Genomic DNA, 19,335 nt, shown 5'->3' with positions numbered 1-19,335 from the left:
AGCTATGTAAATATAAAGCAGCATTTTATTGTTTATTTTCATGTAGTTGTAATTAAAATCCCAAATCTCGCTCTATTTCTTCCATTTCAATAATATCATGTGCCTCTTGAATTGAAGGAACGACCGTTAATTGAGCTGGAACGGCATTGAAATCAATATCGGAAGCTACTAAAACAAAAGATTTTTTCCCTTTTGTATGTAATTTCGACAAATCGGAAAACAATTTAATATCAGAAAGTTGCACATTTTTATCATGTGTTACATCTACAATTAAATTTTGATTTTTAAAAGATCCGTGTTCGTGTGAAAGTTTTTCAAGAAAATTTTGAATGGCTCCCTGAGTATCTTTTATTATGGTAGTATGTCCTTTTTGATCTACTTTCATCCTTGAATTGTTTACTGTTTAATTTTGGAAGCCAATAAATAAATTACCGCCATACGAATAGCCACTCCATTTTCTACTTGATCTAAAATTACCGATTGTTGTGAATCGGCAACATCAGAGGTAATCTCTACACCACGATTTATTGGACCTGGGTGCATGATGATAATTTCTTTATTTAATGAATCTAAAAAAGCTTTATCAACTCCATATTGTTGAGCATATTCTCTTGTAGAAGGAAAATAATTCACATCCATTCTTTCGTTTTGAACACGCAACATATTGGCAACATCACACCATTCAAGAGCTTTGCGAAGATTTGGTTCAACGGTAACACCAAGACTCTCAATATATTTCGGAATTAATGTTTTTGGTCCGCATACTTTCACTTCGGCACCTTGCATTTGCAAAGCATAGATATTTGACAATGCTACACGCGAATGTAAAATATCACCAACAATTACTATTTTTTTGCCTGCTACTTCTCCTAGTTTTTCTCTGATAGAAAAGCTATCTAATAAAGCTTGTGTAGGGTGCTCGTGCGCACCATCACCAGCATTAACAATACTTGCATTTACATTTTGTGAAAGAAAATAAGCAGCTCCAGGATTAGCATGACGCATCACAACCATATCCACTTTCATAGAAAGGATATTATTTACTGTATCGATAAGGGTCTCCCCTTTTTTCACTGATGATTGTGCTGCCGAAAAACTAATTACATCTGCTGAAAGTCTTTTTTGAGCTAATTCAAATGATAATTTAGTTCGTGTACTGTTTTCGAAAAATATATTAGCAATAGTAATATCTCGTAAAGAAGGAACTTTTTTTATTGGTCTGTTAATTACTTCCTTAAAATGATCGGCAGTTTCAAATATTAAATCGATATCTTCTTTAACAAGGTATTTAATTCCTAATAAATGGTTTACACTTAATTCTTTCATAATTATTCTTTAATCAAATAAACAGCATCTTCTCCTTCTTTCTCTTGCCAGCAAACTTTAACTTTCTCGCCATTAATAGCGTCTACTTGTCTGCCTCTGTAATCGGGTTGAATTGGCAAATGGCGACTAAACCTTCTATCTATTAAGGTTAGCAACTCAACTTCTGTTGGGCGACCAAATGATTGAATCGCAGTTAATGCCGCATTTATACTTCTTCCGGTATATAAAACATCATCAATGAAGACAACTTTTTTATTTTCAACTAAGAAATCGATTTGAGTTTTATTCGCCTCTAATAGCTTATCGCCTCTACGAAAATCATCTCTAAAAAAGGTAATATCCAAGAACCCTAAGGAAATGTTTTTTAATTGGTACTCGGTTTCTAGAATTTGCTGAATGCGTTGGGCTAAATATTTACCTCGAGGTTGCAATCCAATTAATACAGTATTTGAAAAATCAAGATGCTTCTCGATTAACTGACAGGCCAAACGATTTAGGATGATAGTAACTTCTTTGGAAGTGAGCAATATTTTTTGACTCATAATGAAGTGTTGTTTGGAGTGTAAAAGTAATAAAAATATTATAAATGGACCTAAAAAAATCCTTATACAAACGTAAAAGGATTTTTATTTATTGATTTTATTCAAAACCGAAATTATTTTGTTATCCAATTAACAATTTCAGCATCTGTTGGAAGCACCTGCGGAAGCACTACTTTTTCCAACTCACCTTTTTCATTAATTAAATACTTCTGGAAATTCCACTCTACTTGACTGTCTTGCAATCCGTTTTTAGATTTTTGTGTCAAAAATTGGTACACAGAACACATATCTGCTCCTTTAACCGAAACTTTTTCCATCATTGGAAAAGTAACTCCATAATTTTTTTGGCAAAATTCACTTATTTCTTTGTTTGTTCCTGGTTCTTGTGAAGCAAAATTATTTGCTGGAAAACCAACAATCACAAAATTATTGGATTTATATTTTTCATATATAGCTTCCAAGTCTTTATATTGAGGTGTCAAGCCACATTTAGAAGCGGTATTCACAATTAGAATTTTCTTTCCTTTTAGCGAAGCAAAATCAAATTCATTTCCAGATAAATCGTTTACTTTATACGAATAGATAGTTTCTTTTTTCATTGTTTTTGTTTTTGTTGAAATTGGAACAGTGGTCTCTTGGGCTTGATTTTTGCAACTTAATAACATGCAAAATCCTATTACTAATACTATTTGTTTCATAATTATTTTTTAAAAGTTTTTCGATATTTCAAATAAACCAAAGTAGAAAAAACCATATAGGTAATGAAAACATAGAGATAAATAATCACATTTTGTTTTTCCCCTGATGCATACGAGTGCATTCCAGTTAAATGGAAATTTACTCCGAAATAAGTCATTAAAATAGATGCAAATGCCAATACACTCATAAAGTTAAATGTAAACAAACCTCTTAACGACGGCACAAAACGAGCATGTATCACAAAAGCATAAACCATAATACTAATTAAAGCCCAAGTTTCTTTTGGGTCCCAACCCCAATACCTTCCCCAACTTTCATTAGCCCATTGACCTCCTAAGAAGTTCCCAATAGTTAGCATTACCAAACCTATAGTCAAAGCCATTTCATTGATGTAAGTTATTTCTTTAATATGTAAGGTCATTTTTTCTTTGTTGCTTTCATTAGTGAACAACATCAAAAACAAGGCTACTAATCCTAATACCATACCCAATGTAAACGGACCGTAACTCGCCACAATAACGGCTACATGTATCATCAACCAATAGGAATTCAATACCGGCTGTAAATTGGCAATTGAAGGATCCAACCAATTTAAATGTGCCACCATTAATATCATAGAAGCTACAAAAGTTCCTGATGCTACCGTTAATTTTGATTTTCTATCAAATGCCAAGGTAAAAAACATAGTCGCCCAAGCAACATATATCATACTTTCGTAGGCATTACTCCATGGTGCATGCCCAGAAACATACCAACGAGCAATTAAACCTAGAGTATGAAAAACAAACAATAACCCCACAATAATATGGAATGCAGTAACAGCAATTCGTATGGGTTTATTATTAAAGAAGATATTTATGATTACCATGATAAGCATCAAACTTCCGGCAAGCATGTACATCCAAAATAGATTTTTGAATACATCATATTTATTTAACAAAATCTCCGAAGAAATTTGATCGTCAGATGGGCGCACTGCTTTTCCATATTTCTTTTGGTAATTCTCCATACCCAGCAACATGGTGTTTGCCATAGTAAAATCTTTCGTTTTGGTAGCTTTAGCTAAAGCATCAAAATAATAAGGCAAGGCATTTTTTATGGCATCGAGATCATTGCCCATTGGGTGATCAATTTCTAAATAAGAAAGCCATTTGTTGTTTTTATCATTCGGAATTGGAAATACTTTCAAAATGTTTCCGCTTAACGCCGAATTTAAAAGATTTACTTTTTTATCTACTTCGATAAAATCTTTTTGAAACTGATCAGGCGTATTAGTTTTGTATGCTTCATCTAAATAGGGACTCAATTTATAATTCCCCATTTTGTCAAAAAGTGACCTAAAAGTAACGTACTTATCTTCGGGGTTAACCCCAATAATTTTTCGGATGCTATCGTTACCTGTTTTAATATAAATCAACGGTAATTCAAACCAAGCCGTTGGAAATTGCGACATGGAGATGAACACTTGATCAGAATTCATGCCTTCATAGGTTTCACGCTTACTCACTTTTCGAAGTAATTCAGATGAAAATGTATTGATCGGTTTCATTCTACCTCCATCATCTTGAATCACCAATCTACCAAATTTTTCAGCTTGTGCTTCGGGAACTTTATAAGCTAAAATTGAATCGAGATAATTGAATTTAACATGATTATTTTGATGTTGGGAGAAACCCGAAAAACTAACCAACAATAATAAAATTGAAAGTAATTTTGATTTTTTATTTTTCACTTCTTCTAACTTTCTTTTCAGATCAGCAAAACGTGTGTTCTTTACAAACAAAATCGCCATCATTGCAAAAAACAAAAAGAAATAACCAATATAAGTTACCAAAGTTCCCCAATAATCGTGGTTTACAGAAAGAATGGTTCCTTGTTCATCGGGATCAAATGACGATTGAAAAAAACGATACCCACCATGATCTAAAATGTGATTCATGTAGATATCGGCATTGAATTTTGTGTTGTTATCAGTAACTGTAACCTTACTTTCGTAGGAAGAATAACTTTTTTCTGTTCCCGGATATTTTTTGGCAATAAAATCATTCAGAGTAATATTAAAAGGCAATGTGTACACTTTGCTTCCAAAAAATAGCGTAAACTCTAAATTTCCTAATTTTACTACTTGAGGTTCTCCGGCATTTCCTTTAGACCCTTTAAGTAAAACTTCTTTTGATTTTCCTTCTGATTCCACATTTACAATTAATGCATCTGTAGAATTTTTCTTTTTAAATTTTTTACCCGAAACAATGTCTTTCAACCCTTTAATTGGCTGCTCAGGAAACACAAACTGTGCACCGCCTACATTGTATAAAGAACGAAACATTAAAGGTTGTATCGCATCTTTATTTACTTCACCCTGAAATTTATCAGCCATACGCATAAACTGTCCGTCAAACGGAGCTTCAATTGTAGTTTCTGCTCCAGTTGTAATATTTATTGCTCCTTTAGTTGGTTTATTCAAAGCAAAAAGCACATTGTGAATGTTGCTAACAGTTCCTTCTTCAAGGTAGTGTTCATTTCGAGAGCCTCCCCCCGATTCTACCATTTTTAAAAAAACCTTACCATTTGCGGAAGCTTTAATGGTATCTTTGGCATCCATGATATAATTTTTATAATCAATCTTGAATGAAGTGGTATCAAATTTATCATTGATTGCAAAATAATTACTTGCAAATGGAGGACAAACTGCAGGTGATAATAATAATGGTTGTTCTAAAACGCGTCTTTTTAATTCTCCATGATACTGACCGTCTACATATACCGTAAGGAAATTATTGCTTGAATAAACTTGATTGGATGTTGCTCCTTCTCGAATAGGCATCATTCCTTCGTAACTGATGTATCTAGTGATGAATGCTCCAAAAATGATAAACACAAAAGACAAGTGTAATAGTAAAGTTGCCCATTTTTCTTTTTTGTACAATTGGTATCTTTTAATATTTCCAGCGAAATTTATCATGAAGAAAACCATAATCACTTCAAACCACCATGCGTTATAGATCCAAATTCTAGCAGTATCGGTATTGTAATAACTCTCAATAAAAGTTCCTATTCCCATAGCAAGAGCAAAAACTAAAAACAAAACCGCCATTAATCTTGTTGAAAAAAGGAAAGAAAAATACTTATTATTCATGGTAATAAAATTTGTAGTGACCCAATGAATTGGAATTGCAAAAGTAAATTAAAAAAAGTGAAATTAATAGTCCGAATAGAGGTTTTAAATGCTAATCAACCCACAATTTTTTGTTAAAATTCATTTGTTTACTAATTCAAAAAAAAAGAATAATTTTACAAAATGATATCGATAAGCATACTTGGTTCTGGAAATGTAGCCCAACAATTGGTTTCTGCTTTTGAAAAAGCTGATAATATTCAATTGGTTCAGGTTTTTTCTAGAAAACAAAACACTATTTCTACCTTATCAAAATCGGTATCCATAATTCAGGATTACAATCAATTAGAGTCTGTTGATCTGTTTATTATTGCCGTTTCAGATGATGCAATTGCTAAAGTTTCGGAACAAATTCCATTTCAAAATAAATTAGTGGTACATACTTCGGGAAGTGTTTCAATGGAAAGTTTAAGTGATGTAAATAGAAAAGGAGTTTTTTATCCGTTACAAACTTTATCGAAAACCAAAGAAATAAATTTCAAGGAAGTTCCACTTTGCCTTGAAGCAGCAACAGCTTCTGATAGGGAGTTACTTCACAAAGTTGCTTCTTCAATATCGAATCAGGTGTATAATATTGATTCTACACAGCGCCAATCATTGCATGTTGCTGCCGTTTTTGTAAATAATTTCACCAATCATTTATTTCAAATTGGAGCTGCTATTTGCAAAGAAAACGGAGTTTCATTTGATATTTTAAAACCCTTAATTAAAGAAACTGCAGATAAAATTAATTTTCTTTCACCTGAGGAAGCGCAAACCGGACCTGCAAAAAGAAGAGATACAACGACAATAAATAAACATTTGGATTTTTTAACGGATTCGAATCAAAAAGAAATATACAAACTAATAACAAAATCAATAATTGATAATGGAAAGTTATAAAGAAATAATGAATCAAATTACCACCTTCATCTTTGATGTTGATGGCGTTTTAACAGATAGTTCGGTTCACGTAACGGAAAATGGGGAAATGCTTCGAATTATGAATATTCGAGACGGATTTGCCATGAAAGCTGCTTTAGAAAGTGGTTATAATGTTTGTATTATTTCGGGGGGTAAAAATGAAGGAGTTCGAGTTAGATTACGAAATTTAGGAATTCATGACATTCATCTTGGGAGCCCTGATAAAGTGGAAACTTTCAAAGAATACATTGAATTGTATCAAATTAAACCGGAAAACGTTTTGTACATGGGAGATGATATTCCCGATTATCATGTCATGCAATTAGTTGGTTTACCAACTTGCCCACAAGATTCAAGTCCAGAGATAAAAGCTATTTCAACATATATTTCTCATAAAAACGGAGGCAAAGGAGCCGTTAGAGATGTAATTGAACAAGTGATGAAAGTTCAAGGTAAATGGCATTTGTACTATAATGGGAAGCACGATTAACACTGAATATAAAACATGAAAATCCTACAATTAATTCGTTATAAAAACTTATTACTATTAGCATTAATGCAGTTTGTCATCCGGTTTGGATATTTAGAGCAAATTCAAATTCCGCTTGCATTATACTACTGGCAATATGCATTACTTATATTATCAACTGTTTTAATTGCTGCCGGCGGCTATGTTATCAACGATGTTTTTGATCAAGATGCAGACGAAATCAATAAGCCAGAAAAAGTAATTATCGGAACCTATCTTTCAGAATCGTCTGCTTATAATTTGTATGCCGGATTAACAATTTCGGGGGTTGCCTGCGGTTTTGTACTTGCCAATTCAGTTGCTCATTCCAACTTTGCGATCATTTTTGTTCTTATTGCTTCCCTTCTCTATTTTTATGCAAGCAGCTTAAAGCAAATTCCGTTTTTGGGAAATATTTTAGTTGCTTCCATTCTTGCAATTAGCGTTTTAATTATTGGTGTTTTTGATATTTTCCCAAATACCTTTGAGATTAATCAACAGGAAATGAGTATCGCATTTTTAATATTATGGGATTATGCCAAATTTGCATTTATGCTAAATTTAGTGCGAGAAATTATCAAAGATATTGAAGATGTTGAAGGAGATAAAATTCAGGAAATAAAAACATTACCAATAGTTATCGGAATTAAAAATTCAAATAGATTTGCCTTTGCGTTATTGTTAGCACCCTTACTCTATTTATTTTATTATTTGTACAATTACTTGTATTCAAACAATTTATTTATTGGGATTTTATACATGATAATCTTTGTAATTGCTCCAATGATTTTTAGTTTGATTTTGATTTGGAAAGCAAAAGAAAAAAAGGATTATACCAAATGCAGTCAGTTATTAAAATGGATTATTTTCTTTGGTATATTATCGATTTGGGTAATTACCTATAATATTAAACACCATGCCTAAGCCCTATAAAATAGTTTTAGCTTCTGGCTCACCAAGAAGACAACAATTTTTTAAAGATTTTGATTTAGAGGATCAATTTGATTTTGAAATTCGATTAAAAGAAATCGATGAAATATACCCTAATCATCTTAAGGCTGAAGAAATAACAAATTATCTAGCGGAATTAAAAGCAAGTGCTTTTAAAGATGATTTAGCCGAAAATGAAATACTTATTACCAGCGATACATTAGTTTGGCTAAAAGACAGAGCGCTCGGAAAACCAAAAGATTATGACGATGCATTTTTGATTTTAAAATCTTTATCAAATGCTACACACGAAGTCATTACCTCCGTTTGCTTTAAAACCACAACTAAAACCGAAACTATTTTTGAAGTCACGAAGGTTACCTTTACCGAATTAAGCGATGCTTCCATTCATTATTACTTAAAAGAATACAAACCCTTTGATAAAGCAGGTGCCTACGGAATTCAAGAATGGATTGGGTTAATTGGTATAACAAAAATTGAAGGTTCTTATACTAATGTAGTTGGCTTGCCTACCGAAAAAGTATATGCTTATTTAACAAAGAATTATTCCAATAATTTGTAGCTTTACAATAATTAAAAACAATTATTGCTTTTCATTTAATTAAAATATTATGAATAAATCAAATAGATGGAAAACAAACTACACTTGGTTGTTAGTAATTAATGCCGCATTCATTGTATTGTTTTATATATTAATGCAAATATTTTCTTAGCTCATGCAGCAACTTGATTGGATAATTTTATCGGCTACACTATTATTCATCATTTTTTATGGAGTTTATAAAACTCGTGGGAGTAAAAATGTTGAAGAATACATCCTTGCTAATAAAGAAACTCCTTGGTGGTTGGTTGGTCTTTCGGTAATGGCCACACAAGCATCCGCAATTACCTTCTTATCTACACCCGGACAAGCCTATCACGACGGAATGGGATTTATTCAATTTTATTTCGGACTCCCAATTGCAATGATAGTTATTTGCATGGTCTTTATTCCTATTTACCATAAATACAAAGTTTATACCGCTTATGAATATCTTGAGCAACGTTTTGACGTAAAAACAAGATCACTAGCCGCAATATTGTTTTTAATTCAAAGAGGATTGGCAGCCGGTATTACTATTTATGCACCAGCAATAATTCTATCTACTCTATTGGGTTGGAATATCACTCTACTCAACATCCTCATAGGTTTATCGGTAATATTTTACACCTTTATCGGAGGAACACGAGCAGTAAACATGACTCAAAAACAGCAAATGTTTGTCATTTTAGTGGGAATGTTTATTACTTTTTATTTGATTCTTCACATGCTTCCAAACGAGATGACTTTTTCGAATGCACTTCATATTGCTGGGGCAAATGACAAAATGAATATCCTTGATTTTTCTTTGGATACCGAAACAAGATATACCATTTGGAGTGGAATTACTGGGGGATTTTTCTTAATGCTATCTTATTTTGGAACCGATCAAACTCAAGTTGGAAGATACCTTTCTGGGAAAACCGATCGTGAAAGTCAAATGGGATTAATTTTAAATGGATTTTTAAAAGTTCCGATGCAATTTTTTATTCTTTTAACTGGTGTAATGGTTTTTGTGTTCTTTCAATTTAATGCCGTACCACTGAACTTTAATCCAAATAATAAAAATCTAATTGAACACTCAAAATACAAACTTGAATATCAAAATCTTGAAAAAAAATTAGCCAATTTAGGAGAAGAAAAAAAAGAATACAACCTTTTATACATTGACCATTTAAATCAAAATTTTGATAATCCAATTCTAAGAAACAAACTTGAGGAGTTAGCCGGTAGAGAAAAAGACCTCAGAGATCAAGCAAAAGAATTGATTGCAAAAGTAGATTCGAAGGCAGAAACTAACGATAAAGATTATGTTTTTTTACATTTTATCTTACACTATCTGCCTAAAGGATTAATTGGACTTTTACTCGCTGTAATTCTGTCTGCTGCAATGTCATCATCCGCTTCAGAGCTTACTGCATTAGCATCAACAACAGCTATAGATATTTACAAGCGCAATGTAAAAAGTGAACTTTCTGAAAAGCACTTACTCAACGCAACACAATTTTTTACTTTAGGATGGGGCATTATTGCAATATTATTTGCTTGTTTCTGCACGCTATTTGAAAACTTAATTCAGTTGGTGAATTTATTGGGTTCCATCTTTTACGGAACCGTATTAGGAATATTCTTGGTTGGCTTTTTATTTAAATATGTAAAAGGTAAATCGATATTCTTCGGTGCGGTAATTAGTCAGATTTCTATTTTCTTTATTTACTACTACTTCATCCATATTTATCCAAGCGGACAAGAAAAACTAGGGTATTTATGGCTTAATTTTATTGGAGCAGTTTTAACAATTGTAATTTCAAGTCTATTACAATTAACATTAAATTTAAAGAGGAAAATTCAGAATTAAGCAGTAATTATTTCTTGAACCAATTCTGAAACCAAAGTGAATTGCTCTTCTCTTGTTAAATGAGAATTATCAATTTCTACAGCATCTTCGGCCTTAACCAATGGAGAATCTGCTCTATGAGTGTCAATATAATCACGCTCTTGAACATTTTGAAGTACTTCATCATACGAAACCGAATCACCTTTTGCTTGAAGTTCTTCAAATCTTCTTTTTGCTCTAGTCTCCGGACTTGAGGTCATGAAAATTTTTAATTCGGCTTCAGGAAAAACAACAGTACCGATATCTCTACCATCCATTACAATACCTTTATCCTTGCCCATTTCTTGCTGTTGTTCAACTAATTTTGAGCGCACCTCAGAAACTTCAGCAATCCGACTTACAAAACCAGAAACTTCAATAGTGCGTATTTCTTTCTCTACATTAACCTCATTTAAATACATTTCAGCAAAACCTAATTCGGCATTAAAATGAAACTGCAGTTTGATATTTGGAAGACTATTAATCAAAGAAGTTTTGTCTAAAGTTTCTTTGGATATGAAATTATTTTGCATTGCAAACAAAGCAATTGCTCTGTACATTGCACCGGTATCAACATAAATATACCCCAAACTTTTAGCAAGTTGTTTTGCTAGGGTACTTTTTCCTGTAGAAGAAAAACCGTCAATGGCAATGGTAATTTTTTTCATGATTATTTTTTACAAATATAGGGAAAGAAAATGCTAATCATTAAAATTAATGATCAAGCCAAACAGACTTGTATTTCCTGCCAATGAATATCTAGAGTGGGAAAAATTAAATTTAATATTATTCATTTTCAATCCGAAACCTAGAGAAATCCCAGAAAAATTTCGTTGATCTACCACACGCAATTCTTCACCTCTTCGAAAATTATATCCAAAACGTAAGTTAAATCCTTTTTTAGGAAACAACTCAGCGCCAATAATTAAATGACGCAAAGCATTATTCATAAAACCAACTTTCTCTGGTGTTTCAGTTCCATCGATACTACTTGTTGCTCGATTGGGATTGGAGAATGCAATATTCCATTGTTGTAAGTTTTCTAATGTCAAGTGCCATCTAATAGGTACATTTTCGACCTCTTGGGAGACTCCAATCATTACCTCAAGTGGTAATTTTTCTTGCAAACCCGAATACGTAGTGATTTGGGCACCTACATTACGTACAACAAAAGCCCAATTCACATCATTTCGATCATCTATAAACAAGGCTCCAATATCTGCGGCAGCACCAAAAGAAGTATAACTCTCTAAATTAGAAGATATTAATTTACCATTAGCACCAAAATAAAAATTGGAATGAGGCACATTATATGAATAACCAAAGGACAACGCCATTTCACTACCCGTAAATGTGGAAGTCGCAGAACCGTATTCATCATAACCCTCAAATTTTCCATAATTCACGTAGTTTACCCCAGCATGAAAAGTTTGTACATGACGATCATAGGTGTACGCATATGAAGCGGTGCCATAAGTGATTGCTCCCAAGTAATTTCCATAGTTTACAGCTAAGTGATTGTCCATTTCTGGATTAATAGTTGCTGGATTAAAGAGAGCTTGATTTACATCTTCATCGTAAAATGTCAAGACCTTACCGCCTAGTGCAGCTTGTCTTGGTGAAGTAACCAAATTTAGAAATTGGTAAACCGACTTACCTCCTATTTGACCATAACTTATGGTGCAAAAAAGAACAACAAAGGAGATAAATAGTTTTTTAATCATACAATATTTGCGAAACACTAGTCTATAACGGAAATGCGAAGATATTATTTTCAAAGTTAAGTCAAAAACACAAATAAAAAAGGCATGAAACAAAAATGCTCATGCCTTTTAATATTTAAAATCTAATTAGTCTATTGTCTTAGCATTTTTGACTTTAGTATTCGTCAATGCGATATCAATAACTTCGCTCATTTCTTTTACATAATGAAAAGTAAGACCTGATAAATAATCCGATTTTATTTCGTCAATGTCCCTTTTATTTTCATGACACAGGATTATTTCTTTGATATTAGCTCTTTTTGCAGCAAGTATTTTCTCTTTAATTCCGCCCACAGGCAACACTTTTCCTCTCAAGGTAATTTCACCTGTCATTGCTAAATCTTTTTTAATTTTTCGTTGTGTATATAAGGAAACTAAAGAAGTTAACATAGCAATACCAGCACTTGGCCCGTCTTTTGGCGTAGCTCCTTCAGGCACATGTAGGTGCACATTATATTTAGAAATCACTTCTGGATCTAAATTAAATAAGGTAGCATTGGCCTTAATATATTCTAAAGCTATAGTTGCAGATTCCTTCATTACCGTACCTAAATTTCCGGTCAATGTTAGCGCTCCTTTACCTTTTGAAATCAATGATTCTATAAATAAAATATCTCCTCCAACAGAAGTCCAAGCCAAACCAGTAACCACACCAGCCACTTCATTTCCTTCGGCTTTATCTCTTTCTAATCTGGGAGCTCCAAGCACTTTAACAATATCTTCGTCGGTTACTTTTTTATTGTATTCTTCATCCATTGCAACCGATTTGGCTGCATTTCGAATTACTTGCGCGATTTTCTGTTCCAAACCACGAACACCCGATTCACGTGTATAACCCTCTACAATTTTCTCTAATTGTTTTTTACCAATAGATAAATCTTTGGTAGTCAATCCGTGTTCTTTTAATTGCTTCGGAAATAAATGCTGATGTGCAATTTCTACTTTTTCTTCAGTAGTGTAACCTGCCATTTTTATAACCTCCATACGGTCTCTCAAAGCAGGTTGAATGGTAGACATTGTATTGGATGTAGCAATAAACATCACTTTTGATAAATCATAACCCAACTCTAAGAAATTATCATAGAAAGAACTATTTTGTTCTGGATCTAAAACTTCGAGCAAAGCAGAAGAGGGATCTCCTTGATTGCTTATGGATAGTTTGTCGATTTCGTCCAAAATAAAAACCGGATTGGATGTTGTTGCTTTTTTTATACTTTGAATAATTCTTCCTGGCATAGCACCAATATAGGTTTTTCTATGACCGCGAATTTCTGCTTCATCACGCAATCCACCAAGAGAAATTCGAACATATTCTCTTCCTAATGCTTCTGCAACCGATTTTCCAATAGATGTTTTACCAACACCCGGAGGACCTGTTAAGCATATAATTGGCGACTTCATGTCGTTTCTTAATTTTAAAACAGCAAGATGTTCGATCATTCTTTTTTTCACATCTTCCAATCCAAAATGGTCGCGATCTAATATTTTCTGAGCGTGCTTTAAATCAAAATTGTCTTTAGAAAATTTGTTCCATGGTAAATCTAAAAACAAATCCAAGTAGTTTCGTTGAATTCCAAAATCCGGCGCTTGCGGATTCATGCGTTGCAATTTTGAAAATTCTTTCTCAAAATGTTTCTGCGTTTTATCATCCCATTTTTGAGATTTGGCACGCTGACGCATTTCTTCAAATTCTTGCTCATTAGAAACACCTCCCAATTCTTCCTGGATGGTTTTCATTTGTTGATGCAAGAAATATTCGCGTTGCTGTTGATCTAAATCAAAACGAACTTTAGACTGAATGTCGTTTTTAATTTCCATTTTTTGCAACTCCACATTCATGTAGCGCAATGTTTCTAAAGCACGCTCTTTAAGGACGTGCATCTTTAATAAATTTTGCTTTTCTTCAACTGAAAGATTCATATTGGAAGAAACAAAATTGATAAGAAACGACTGGCTTTCGATATTTTTAATTGCAAAAGTTGCTTCTGTAGGAATATTTGGACTTTCTCTAATTATTTCAATTGCCAATTCTTTAATAGAATCTACAATAGCAGAGAATTCTTTATCATTTTTTTTAGGTTTATTTTCTGGAACTTCTTTAACTTTTGCTGATATATAGGGGGTTTCAGAAATCACTTCATCAATTTCAAATCGTTTTTTCCCTTGAAGAATTACTGTAATATTTCCATCAGGCATTTTTAATACACGAAGGATTTTTGCAACGGTACCCAACTGGTAAATATCGTTTTTGGTAGGGTCTTCATCTTCCTCATTTTTTTGTGCAACGACACCAATTATTTTAGTTCCTGCGTAGGCTTCATTAATTAGCTTGATCGATTTATCTCTTCCTGCAGTAATCGGAATTACCACACCAGGAAAAAGAACTGTATTACGTAAGGGTAAAATTGCTAATGATGTAGGAAGCTCTTCCTTTGCCATTTCCTCTTCATCTTCGGGAGTCAATAACGGAATTAATTCTGCTTCTGTATCAAATTCTTGAAGTGACAAACTGTCAAGAGTTATTATTTTTGGATTCGACATAGTATAAATTAGGTCAATATGACATTATAAAATTAATGTAATCGTATTCTAAAAGGAATTATAGGCTTGAATAATTCATTACAACCTATTTGAATTCTCTTCTATTAATTAAACAAGGATTATGCCATTAAAAAAATCCGCCATATAGACGGATTATTATGATTAATAATAGTCAAATGTTATTGTTTAGTATATATAATTGTAATATTACAAGTTAGATATGCTGGGGCGTGAGTTACTGTATCGTAACCAACTGCCTGACCATTTTGTGCAGTTGCAGAAAGTGTATTTCCAGAAACTGTAAAGGTTTCAGTTGTAGTAGGATTACCTAATATTGTGAGAGTTAATGTATTCCCAGATAAGCTCCAAGCACCAGTATCATCGGGATCAGAAAAACATGACGTTGTTTGTGTAGAACCATTTGCTACAATATCAACTCCTTTTGAATTTGCAACAAAAGTATGATCTGCATTTAAAGTTAACAGCATATTGTTATAACAACTAGTTTCTGATAATTGATTGACTGAAGCGGTACCATCATTATTTAAATCTGTTGGCACAGAAGTATTAAAGGCAGTCAATAAATAAGTACCTTCAATAGAAGTTGGACTAACAATCCCTCCTCCTGTTCCACCAGTACCTGTTGAATTGTTTTGAGCTAGTTGAAGCGCTAAAACAGAATCCACAGGCTCCACATTACAAGAATTGAAAATAAATAAAAAAGCAATTGAAGATACTGCGATAGAAAATGATTTATAATTCATGATAGAATATTTTTTTCAAATATAGCTATATTTTTTTGTTGCTAAAAAAATAATTTATTTAGAAATAGATTCGTTCTTTTTCATAAAACTCAAAACAATATATCCCAATAAAAAAAATACAGCTAAGATAAATATTGAATTTCGCAATGAATTGGATATTGATCCAACAAAACCAAAAATAAAAGTTCCTAATACGATTGCTATTTTTTCAGTTACATCAAAAAAACTAAAATAAGTAGCATGGTCTTCGGTTTCTGGAAGTAATTTAGAGTAAGTAGATCGAGATAGGGATTGAATAGCTCCTAAAACCATTCCGATCACTCCTCCTAAAGTATAGAATTGAAGATCTAAATATTTGTTGTGTGCATCCAATAAAAAGGCAGCAAAACAAATCAATCCCCAAATAGCAATGGTTAATTTTAAGGTTTTAATATTTCCTATTCGTTCTGATATTCTTGCAAAAACAAATGCCCCAAAAATGGCCACTACCTGAATCAATAAAATTGTAATAATGAGTTTGTTAGATTCGATTCCGAGTTCTTTTTTACCATAAATTCCAGCTAACAAAATTATAGTTTGAACGCCTATACTGTATAAGAAAAAAGCAATTAAAAACTGCTTCAAGCTAGTTAATTCTTTCAAACTTTTTAATACTATTCGAAGTTCATGAATTCCCTTAAAAATAAAGTTTGTTCCAGATTTCTTCTCAACTGTTTTACTTGGCAAATAGTAAAAAGTAACTTGGGCAAATCCAATCCACCAAATACCAACCATTAAAAAGGAGATTCGAGCGGGAAGTGTTGGATTTGTAATCCCAAATAATTCTGGTTTCATTATCATTACCAAATTAAAGGCCAACAACAAAATAGACCCCGAATATCCAAACATAAATCCTTTGGCACTAACGCGATCTTGCTGTTCTGGAAAAGCAATTTCAGGTAAATACGAATTATAAAAAACAATACTTCCCCAAAAACCAATACTTGCCAATATTGTAAATACAATGCCAATCCATAAACTTTCAACACCATCAAAAAAGAACAAAGCCATTACTGACAAGGATCCCAAATAACAAAAAAACTGCATAAAACGTTTCTTGTTTCCAATATAATCGGCTATTCCTGAAAGTATGGGTGACAAGAATGCAACAATTAAAAAAGAAAAAGATAAAGAATAAGAAAGCAATGTAGAATTATGAAATTGGGTTCCTAAAAAAGAAACAATTCCATCATTTTCACTCGTAATAGATTCGTAATAGATAGGAAAAACAGCGGTTGCAATAACCAGACTGTAAACCGAATTCGCCCAATCATAAAATGCCCAAGCATTTATCAATTTGGGATTCCCTTTTTCTAAATTTGCCATAATATATATATTAGTAAAAAATCTTACAATTAAGTTTCAAATATACTAATTCTATATTACCAAAAGGTTATTTAAAATTCACGCCAAATTTTACTGCTTCTGCTTTAGCTTGAGGAATCAAAGCTTTTAAATCGGCAATTCGAGTAGCATCTGAAGGGTGCGTACTTGCAAATTCTGGTGGTGCTTTTCCCGATGCTGCTGAATTTGCTGCCATGCGTTCCCAAAAAACAACTGCCTGCTCCGGATTATATCCCGCAATAGCCATTAAAGTCAAACCTATTTTATCCGCCTCACTTTCATGACTTCTACTAAACGGTAACATTCCACCATATTGAGTAGCTGCACCATAAGCCGTCATTGCTATTTGTTGCGTTTGCTCACTTTTAGAACCTACAGCAACACCTACACCAGCAGCACCTAATTGTTGTAACAATCCAGCACTCATTCGTTGCTGGCCATGATTAGCCAAAGCATGAGAAACCTCATGACCTAAAACGGTGGCTAAACCCGCTTCATCTTTTGTAATGGGCAAAATTCCCGAATACACCACAATTTTTCCGCCAGGCATACACCAAGCATTAACATCTTTGCTATTGACAAGTTTATATTCCCATTGATAATCTTTAAGATAACCCTCATAGCCATTGGCATTCAACCATTTCTCTGCAGCATCTTTTATTTTTTTGCCTACAAGTTCCACACTTTTAGCATCCGAAGTTCCCACAATCACTTTATTTTCAGATAAAAACTGACTGTATTGCTGAAAAGCAGTTGGAAGAATTTCACTATTAGGCACCAAAGCCAATGTACTTTTACCTGTAAATGGATTTTTAGCGCAAGAATAAATTACAGATAATATTAGGAGAAAACCAATTACTTTTTTGTTAGATATCATAATATAAACTTTGTAACCAAATTTACAAAATAATTAAGCAAACTAAAAAGTTGTTTACTATTTATTATTTTTTTACAAATTTAATTGTTTTAGATGCAAGTTGATTTTCAAAATTAATTTGTGCAAAATATATTCCTTCAGTTAATTCAGAAACGTCAATACCATGAGTGAAATCGGAACAATTTAATTTTATTTTTTGACCTAATTGATTAAAAATAAATACATTAGAAATTTCATTACTATATTTATTATCAATAAACAACGATTGTCCTACTGGATTTGGATATAATTTTAGTTCTTCCTTTTCAAACTCAGAAATAGACAAAGCTGGACCAATTGTAACATTAAAATCATACATACAACCCATAGCACCTATATTAGTTGAAGAGCAACTAGAAAGTACGTAAGTTGAACTGTAATTTGCATGAATTGAAACATCATTACTTGCCCTCATTATTCTCATTCTAGTAGCACCTTGCGTTGCTGTAGTAGGGATTGTTATTGTTTTTATTACAGGTGTTACTGCACCTCCAAACGTAGGTAATTCCGTATTAATAGTATTATTGTTTTGCATGACAATCTCTGAAGTTTCAAATACATTATTTTTATTAAAATCAATCCAAACAGCAAAATAGATAGGTTCAGAATCATTAACACTATAAAAATCTAAAGTGAAACTATAATCAGAACCTTTAGCAAGAGTTGGTAACGTTGTAGTATTAAAATATTTAAATGTCGTTATAACATTTCCGTAAGAACCCATTACACCAAAATTTTGAATAAGTGCACCTCCTATTTTAAAATCTTGTATCATATTGTATGTTGTGTTTGATGGATAAACAGGTGTACAATAAGGTGCTGCTGATGTTAATTGAGCCTTTAAAATTAATGAAATAAGTAATGCCGTAAGAGTTAAGATAATTTTGTTCATGATATTGAATTTTATAGTTAATATCAAGAAAAGTATTAAATATAACTTCGTAACATTTTAGTATTCGTTCAAATACCTCTTTTAACGATGAAAAATTAAATATATTAAAATATTAATAATATTTATATGAATTATACTACAACTGTTTGAAGTATTTTTCTACGAATACCAAGACTATATCAACGATCTAGAACTGAATACTTAATTTTATTGGGGCGTGCCCCTTCGGGTCGGGCTGTTCGCTACACTCTTTGCTTCGCAAAGGATTTTCGCTACCATCCATCACGCGAGGGGAGATTGCTAGAGCGTTAGCATTAATAGTTGAAATGCGATTGCCACGTCGTTCCTCATGGCAATGACAAGGCGGCGAACCGAGCTTGCGAACACGGCGCACCAATAAACAAAAAAACTCCAATCTTTTCAGATTGGAGTTTAAAAAAAAGGCGGCGACATACTCTCCCACAAATTGCAGTACCATCTGCGCAATCGGGCTTAACTTCTCTGTTCGGAATGGGA

At 32.7% G+C, this 19,335-nt stretch carries 17 protein-coding genes and 1 rRNA gene; 5 read left to right on the top strand and 13 right to left on the bottom strand.

Features of this window, described 5'->3' with window-relative positions; genetic code table 11:
• Positions 1-52: 52 nt before the first annotated feature.
• From ACKOWY_RS06105 to ccsA, 5 genes are all read right to left on the bottom strand, one after another.
• Entirely contained in the window at positions 53-385 is a 333-nt protein-coding gene (locus tag ACKOWY_RS06105; RefSeq protein ID WP_408940554.1) for a ribonuclease Z, read from the bottom strand.
• A gap of 11 nt (positions 386-396) precedes the next feature.
• Complete coding sequence (locus ACKOWY_RS06100; protein ID WP_408940553.1) at positions 397-1,326, bottom strand: aspartate carbamoyltransferase catalytic subunit; 930 nt, start codon at positions 1,324-1,326, stop codon at positions 397-399.
• A gap of 2 nt (positions 1,327-1,328) precedes the next feature.
• On the bottom strand, positions 1,329-1,868 hold the full coding sequence (pyrR, locus tag ACKOWY_RS06095) for a bifunctional pyr operon transcriptional regulator/uracil phosphoribosyltransferase PyrR (protein WP_408940552.1): 540 nt from the start codon (positions 1,866-1,868) through the stop codon (positions 1,329-1,331).
• Positions 1,869-1,981: 113 nt separating this feature from the next.
• Positions 1,982-2,566, bottom strand: a complete 585-nt coding sequence (locus tag ACKOWY_RS06090) for a glutathione peroxidase (RefSeq protein ID WP_408940551.1) — start codon at positions 2,564-2,566, stop codon at positions 1,982-1,984.
• A 2-nt stretch (positions 2,567-2,568) separates the two neighbouring features.
• Positions 2,569-5,703 carry a cytochrome c biogenesis protein CcsA gene (gene ccsA / locus ACKOWY_RS06085; protein ID WP_408940550.1) on the bottom strand — a complete coding sequence of 1,045 codons (3,135 nt, stop codon included), beginning with the start codon at positions 5,701-5,703 and terminating at the stop codon, positions 2,569-2,571.
• A 162-nt stretch (positions 5,704-5,865) separates the two neighbouring features.
• Here ccsA and ACKOWY_RS06080 point away from each other — a divergent pair, with 162 nt between their 5' ends.
• From ACKOWY_RS06080 to ACKOWY_RS06060, 5 genes are all read left to right on the top strand, one after another.
• Positions 5,866-6,624, top strand: coding sequence for a Rossmann-like and DUF2520 domain-containing protein (locus ACKOWY_RS06080; RefSeq protein ID WP_408940549.1), 759 nt, complete (start codon positions 5,866-5,868; stop codon positions 6,622-6,624).
• Entirely contained in the window at positions 6,608-7,135 is a 528-nt protein-coding gene (locus tag ACKOWY_RS06075) for a KdsC family phosphatase (protein WP_408940574.1), read from the top strand. Before ACKOWY_RS06080 ends, ACKOWY_RS06075 begins: the two co-directional genes overlap by 17 nt.
• A 15-nt stretch (positions 7,136-7,150) precedes the next feature.
• The gene (locus tag ACKOWY_RS06070; RefSeq protein WP_408940548.1) at positions 7,151-8,077 is read left to right on the top strand and encodes a geranylgeranylglycerol-phosphate geranylgeranyltransferase; all 927 of its coding nucleotides are present in this window, start codon (positions 7,151-7,153) and stop codon (positions 8,075-8,077) included.
• A complete protein-coding gene (locus tag ACKOWY_RS06065; RefSeq protein ID WP_408940547.1) occupies positions 8,070-8,666 on the top strand; it encodes a Maf-like protein in 597 nt (198 codons plus the stop codon). Before ACKOWY_RS06070 ends, ACKOWY_RS06065 begins: the two co-directional genes overlap by 8 nt.
• 154 nt (positions 8,667-8,820) lie before the next feature.
• Positions 8,821-10,542: a sodium:solute symporter gene (locus ACKOWY_RS06060; RefSeq protein ID WP_408940546.1), complete on the top strand. Its 1,722-nt coding sequence runs from the start codon at positions 8,821-8,823 to the stop codon at positions 10,540-10,542.
• On the opposite strand, the gene cmk is transcribed toward ACKOWY_RS06060, so the two are convergent.
• The 8 genes from cmk to rrf form a co-directional block, all read right to left on the bottom strand.
• Positions 10,539-11,228, bottom strand: coding sequence for a (d)CMP kinase (gene cmk, locus ACKOWY_RS06055; protein ID WP_408940545.1), 690 nt, complete (start codon positions 11,226-11,228; stop codon positions 10,539-10,541). The genes ACKOWY_RS06060 and cmk overlap by 4 nt on opposite strands.
• Before the next feature lie 33 nt (positions 11,229-11,261).
• Positions 11,262-12,284, bottom strand: a complete 1,023-nt coding sequence (gene porQ, locus ACKOWY_RS06050; protein WP_408940544.1) for a type IX secretion system protein PorQ — start codon at positions 12,282-12,284, stop codon at positions 11,262-11,264.
• 126 nt (positions 12,285-12,410) lie between these two features.
• The gene (lon, locus tag ACKOWY_RS06045) at positions 12,411-14,864 is read right to left on the bottom strand and encodes an endopeptidase La (protein WP_408940543.1); all 2,454 of its coding nucleotides are present in this window, start codon (positions 14,862-14,864) and stop codon (positions 12,411-12,413) included.
• Between the two features lie 179 nt (positions 14,865-15,043).
• Entirely contained in the window at positions 15,044-15,628 is a 585-nt protein-coding gene (locus ACKOWY_RS06040) for a lipocalin family protein (RefSeq protein ID WP_408940542.1), read from the bottom strand.
• A gap of 54 nt (positions 15,629-15,682) precedes the next feature.
• Positions 15,683-16,993, bottom strand: a complete 1,311-nt coding sequence (locus ACKOWY_RS06035; RefSeq protein WP_408940541.1) for an MFS transporter — start codon at positions 16,991-16,993, stop codon at positions 15,683-15,685.
• 67 nt (positions 16,994-17,060) lie between these two features.
• Positions 17,061-17,888: a M48 family metallopeptidase gene (locus tag ACKOWY_RS06030; protein ID WP_408940540.1), complete on the bottom strand. Its 828-nt coding sequence runs from the start codon at positions 17,886-17,888 to the stop codon at positions 17,061-17,063.
• Between the two features lie 64 nt (positions 17,889-17,952).
• Positions 17,953-18,819, bottom strand: a complete 867-nt coding sequence (locus tag ACKOWY_RS06025; protein ID WP_408940539.1) for a T9SS type A sorting domain-containing protein — start codon at positions 18,817-18,819, stop codon at positions 17,953-17,955.
• Positions 18,820-19,257: 438 nt separating this feature from the next.
• A 5S ribosomal RNA gene (gene rrf, locus ACKOWY_RS06020) occupies positions 19,258-19,335 on the bottom strand; the annotation flags it as partial.

The organism is Flavobacterium sp. (assembly GCF_046073885.1).
In the GTDB taxonomy this organism is placed as follows: domain Bacteria; phylum Bacteroidota; class Bacteroidia; order Flavobacteriales; family Flavobacteriaceae; genus Flavobacterium.
This window is presented reverse-complemented; position numbering and strand designations above follow the sequence as displayed.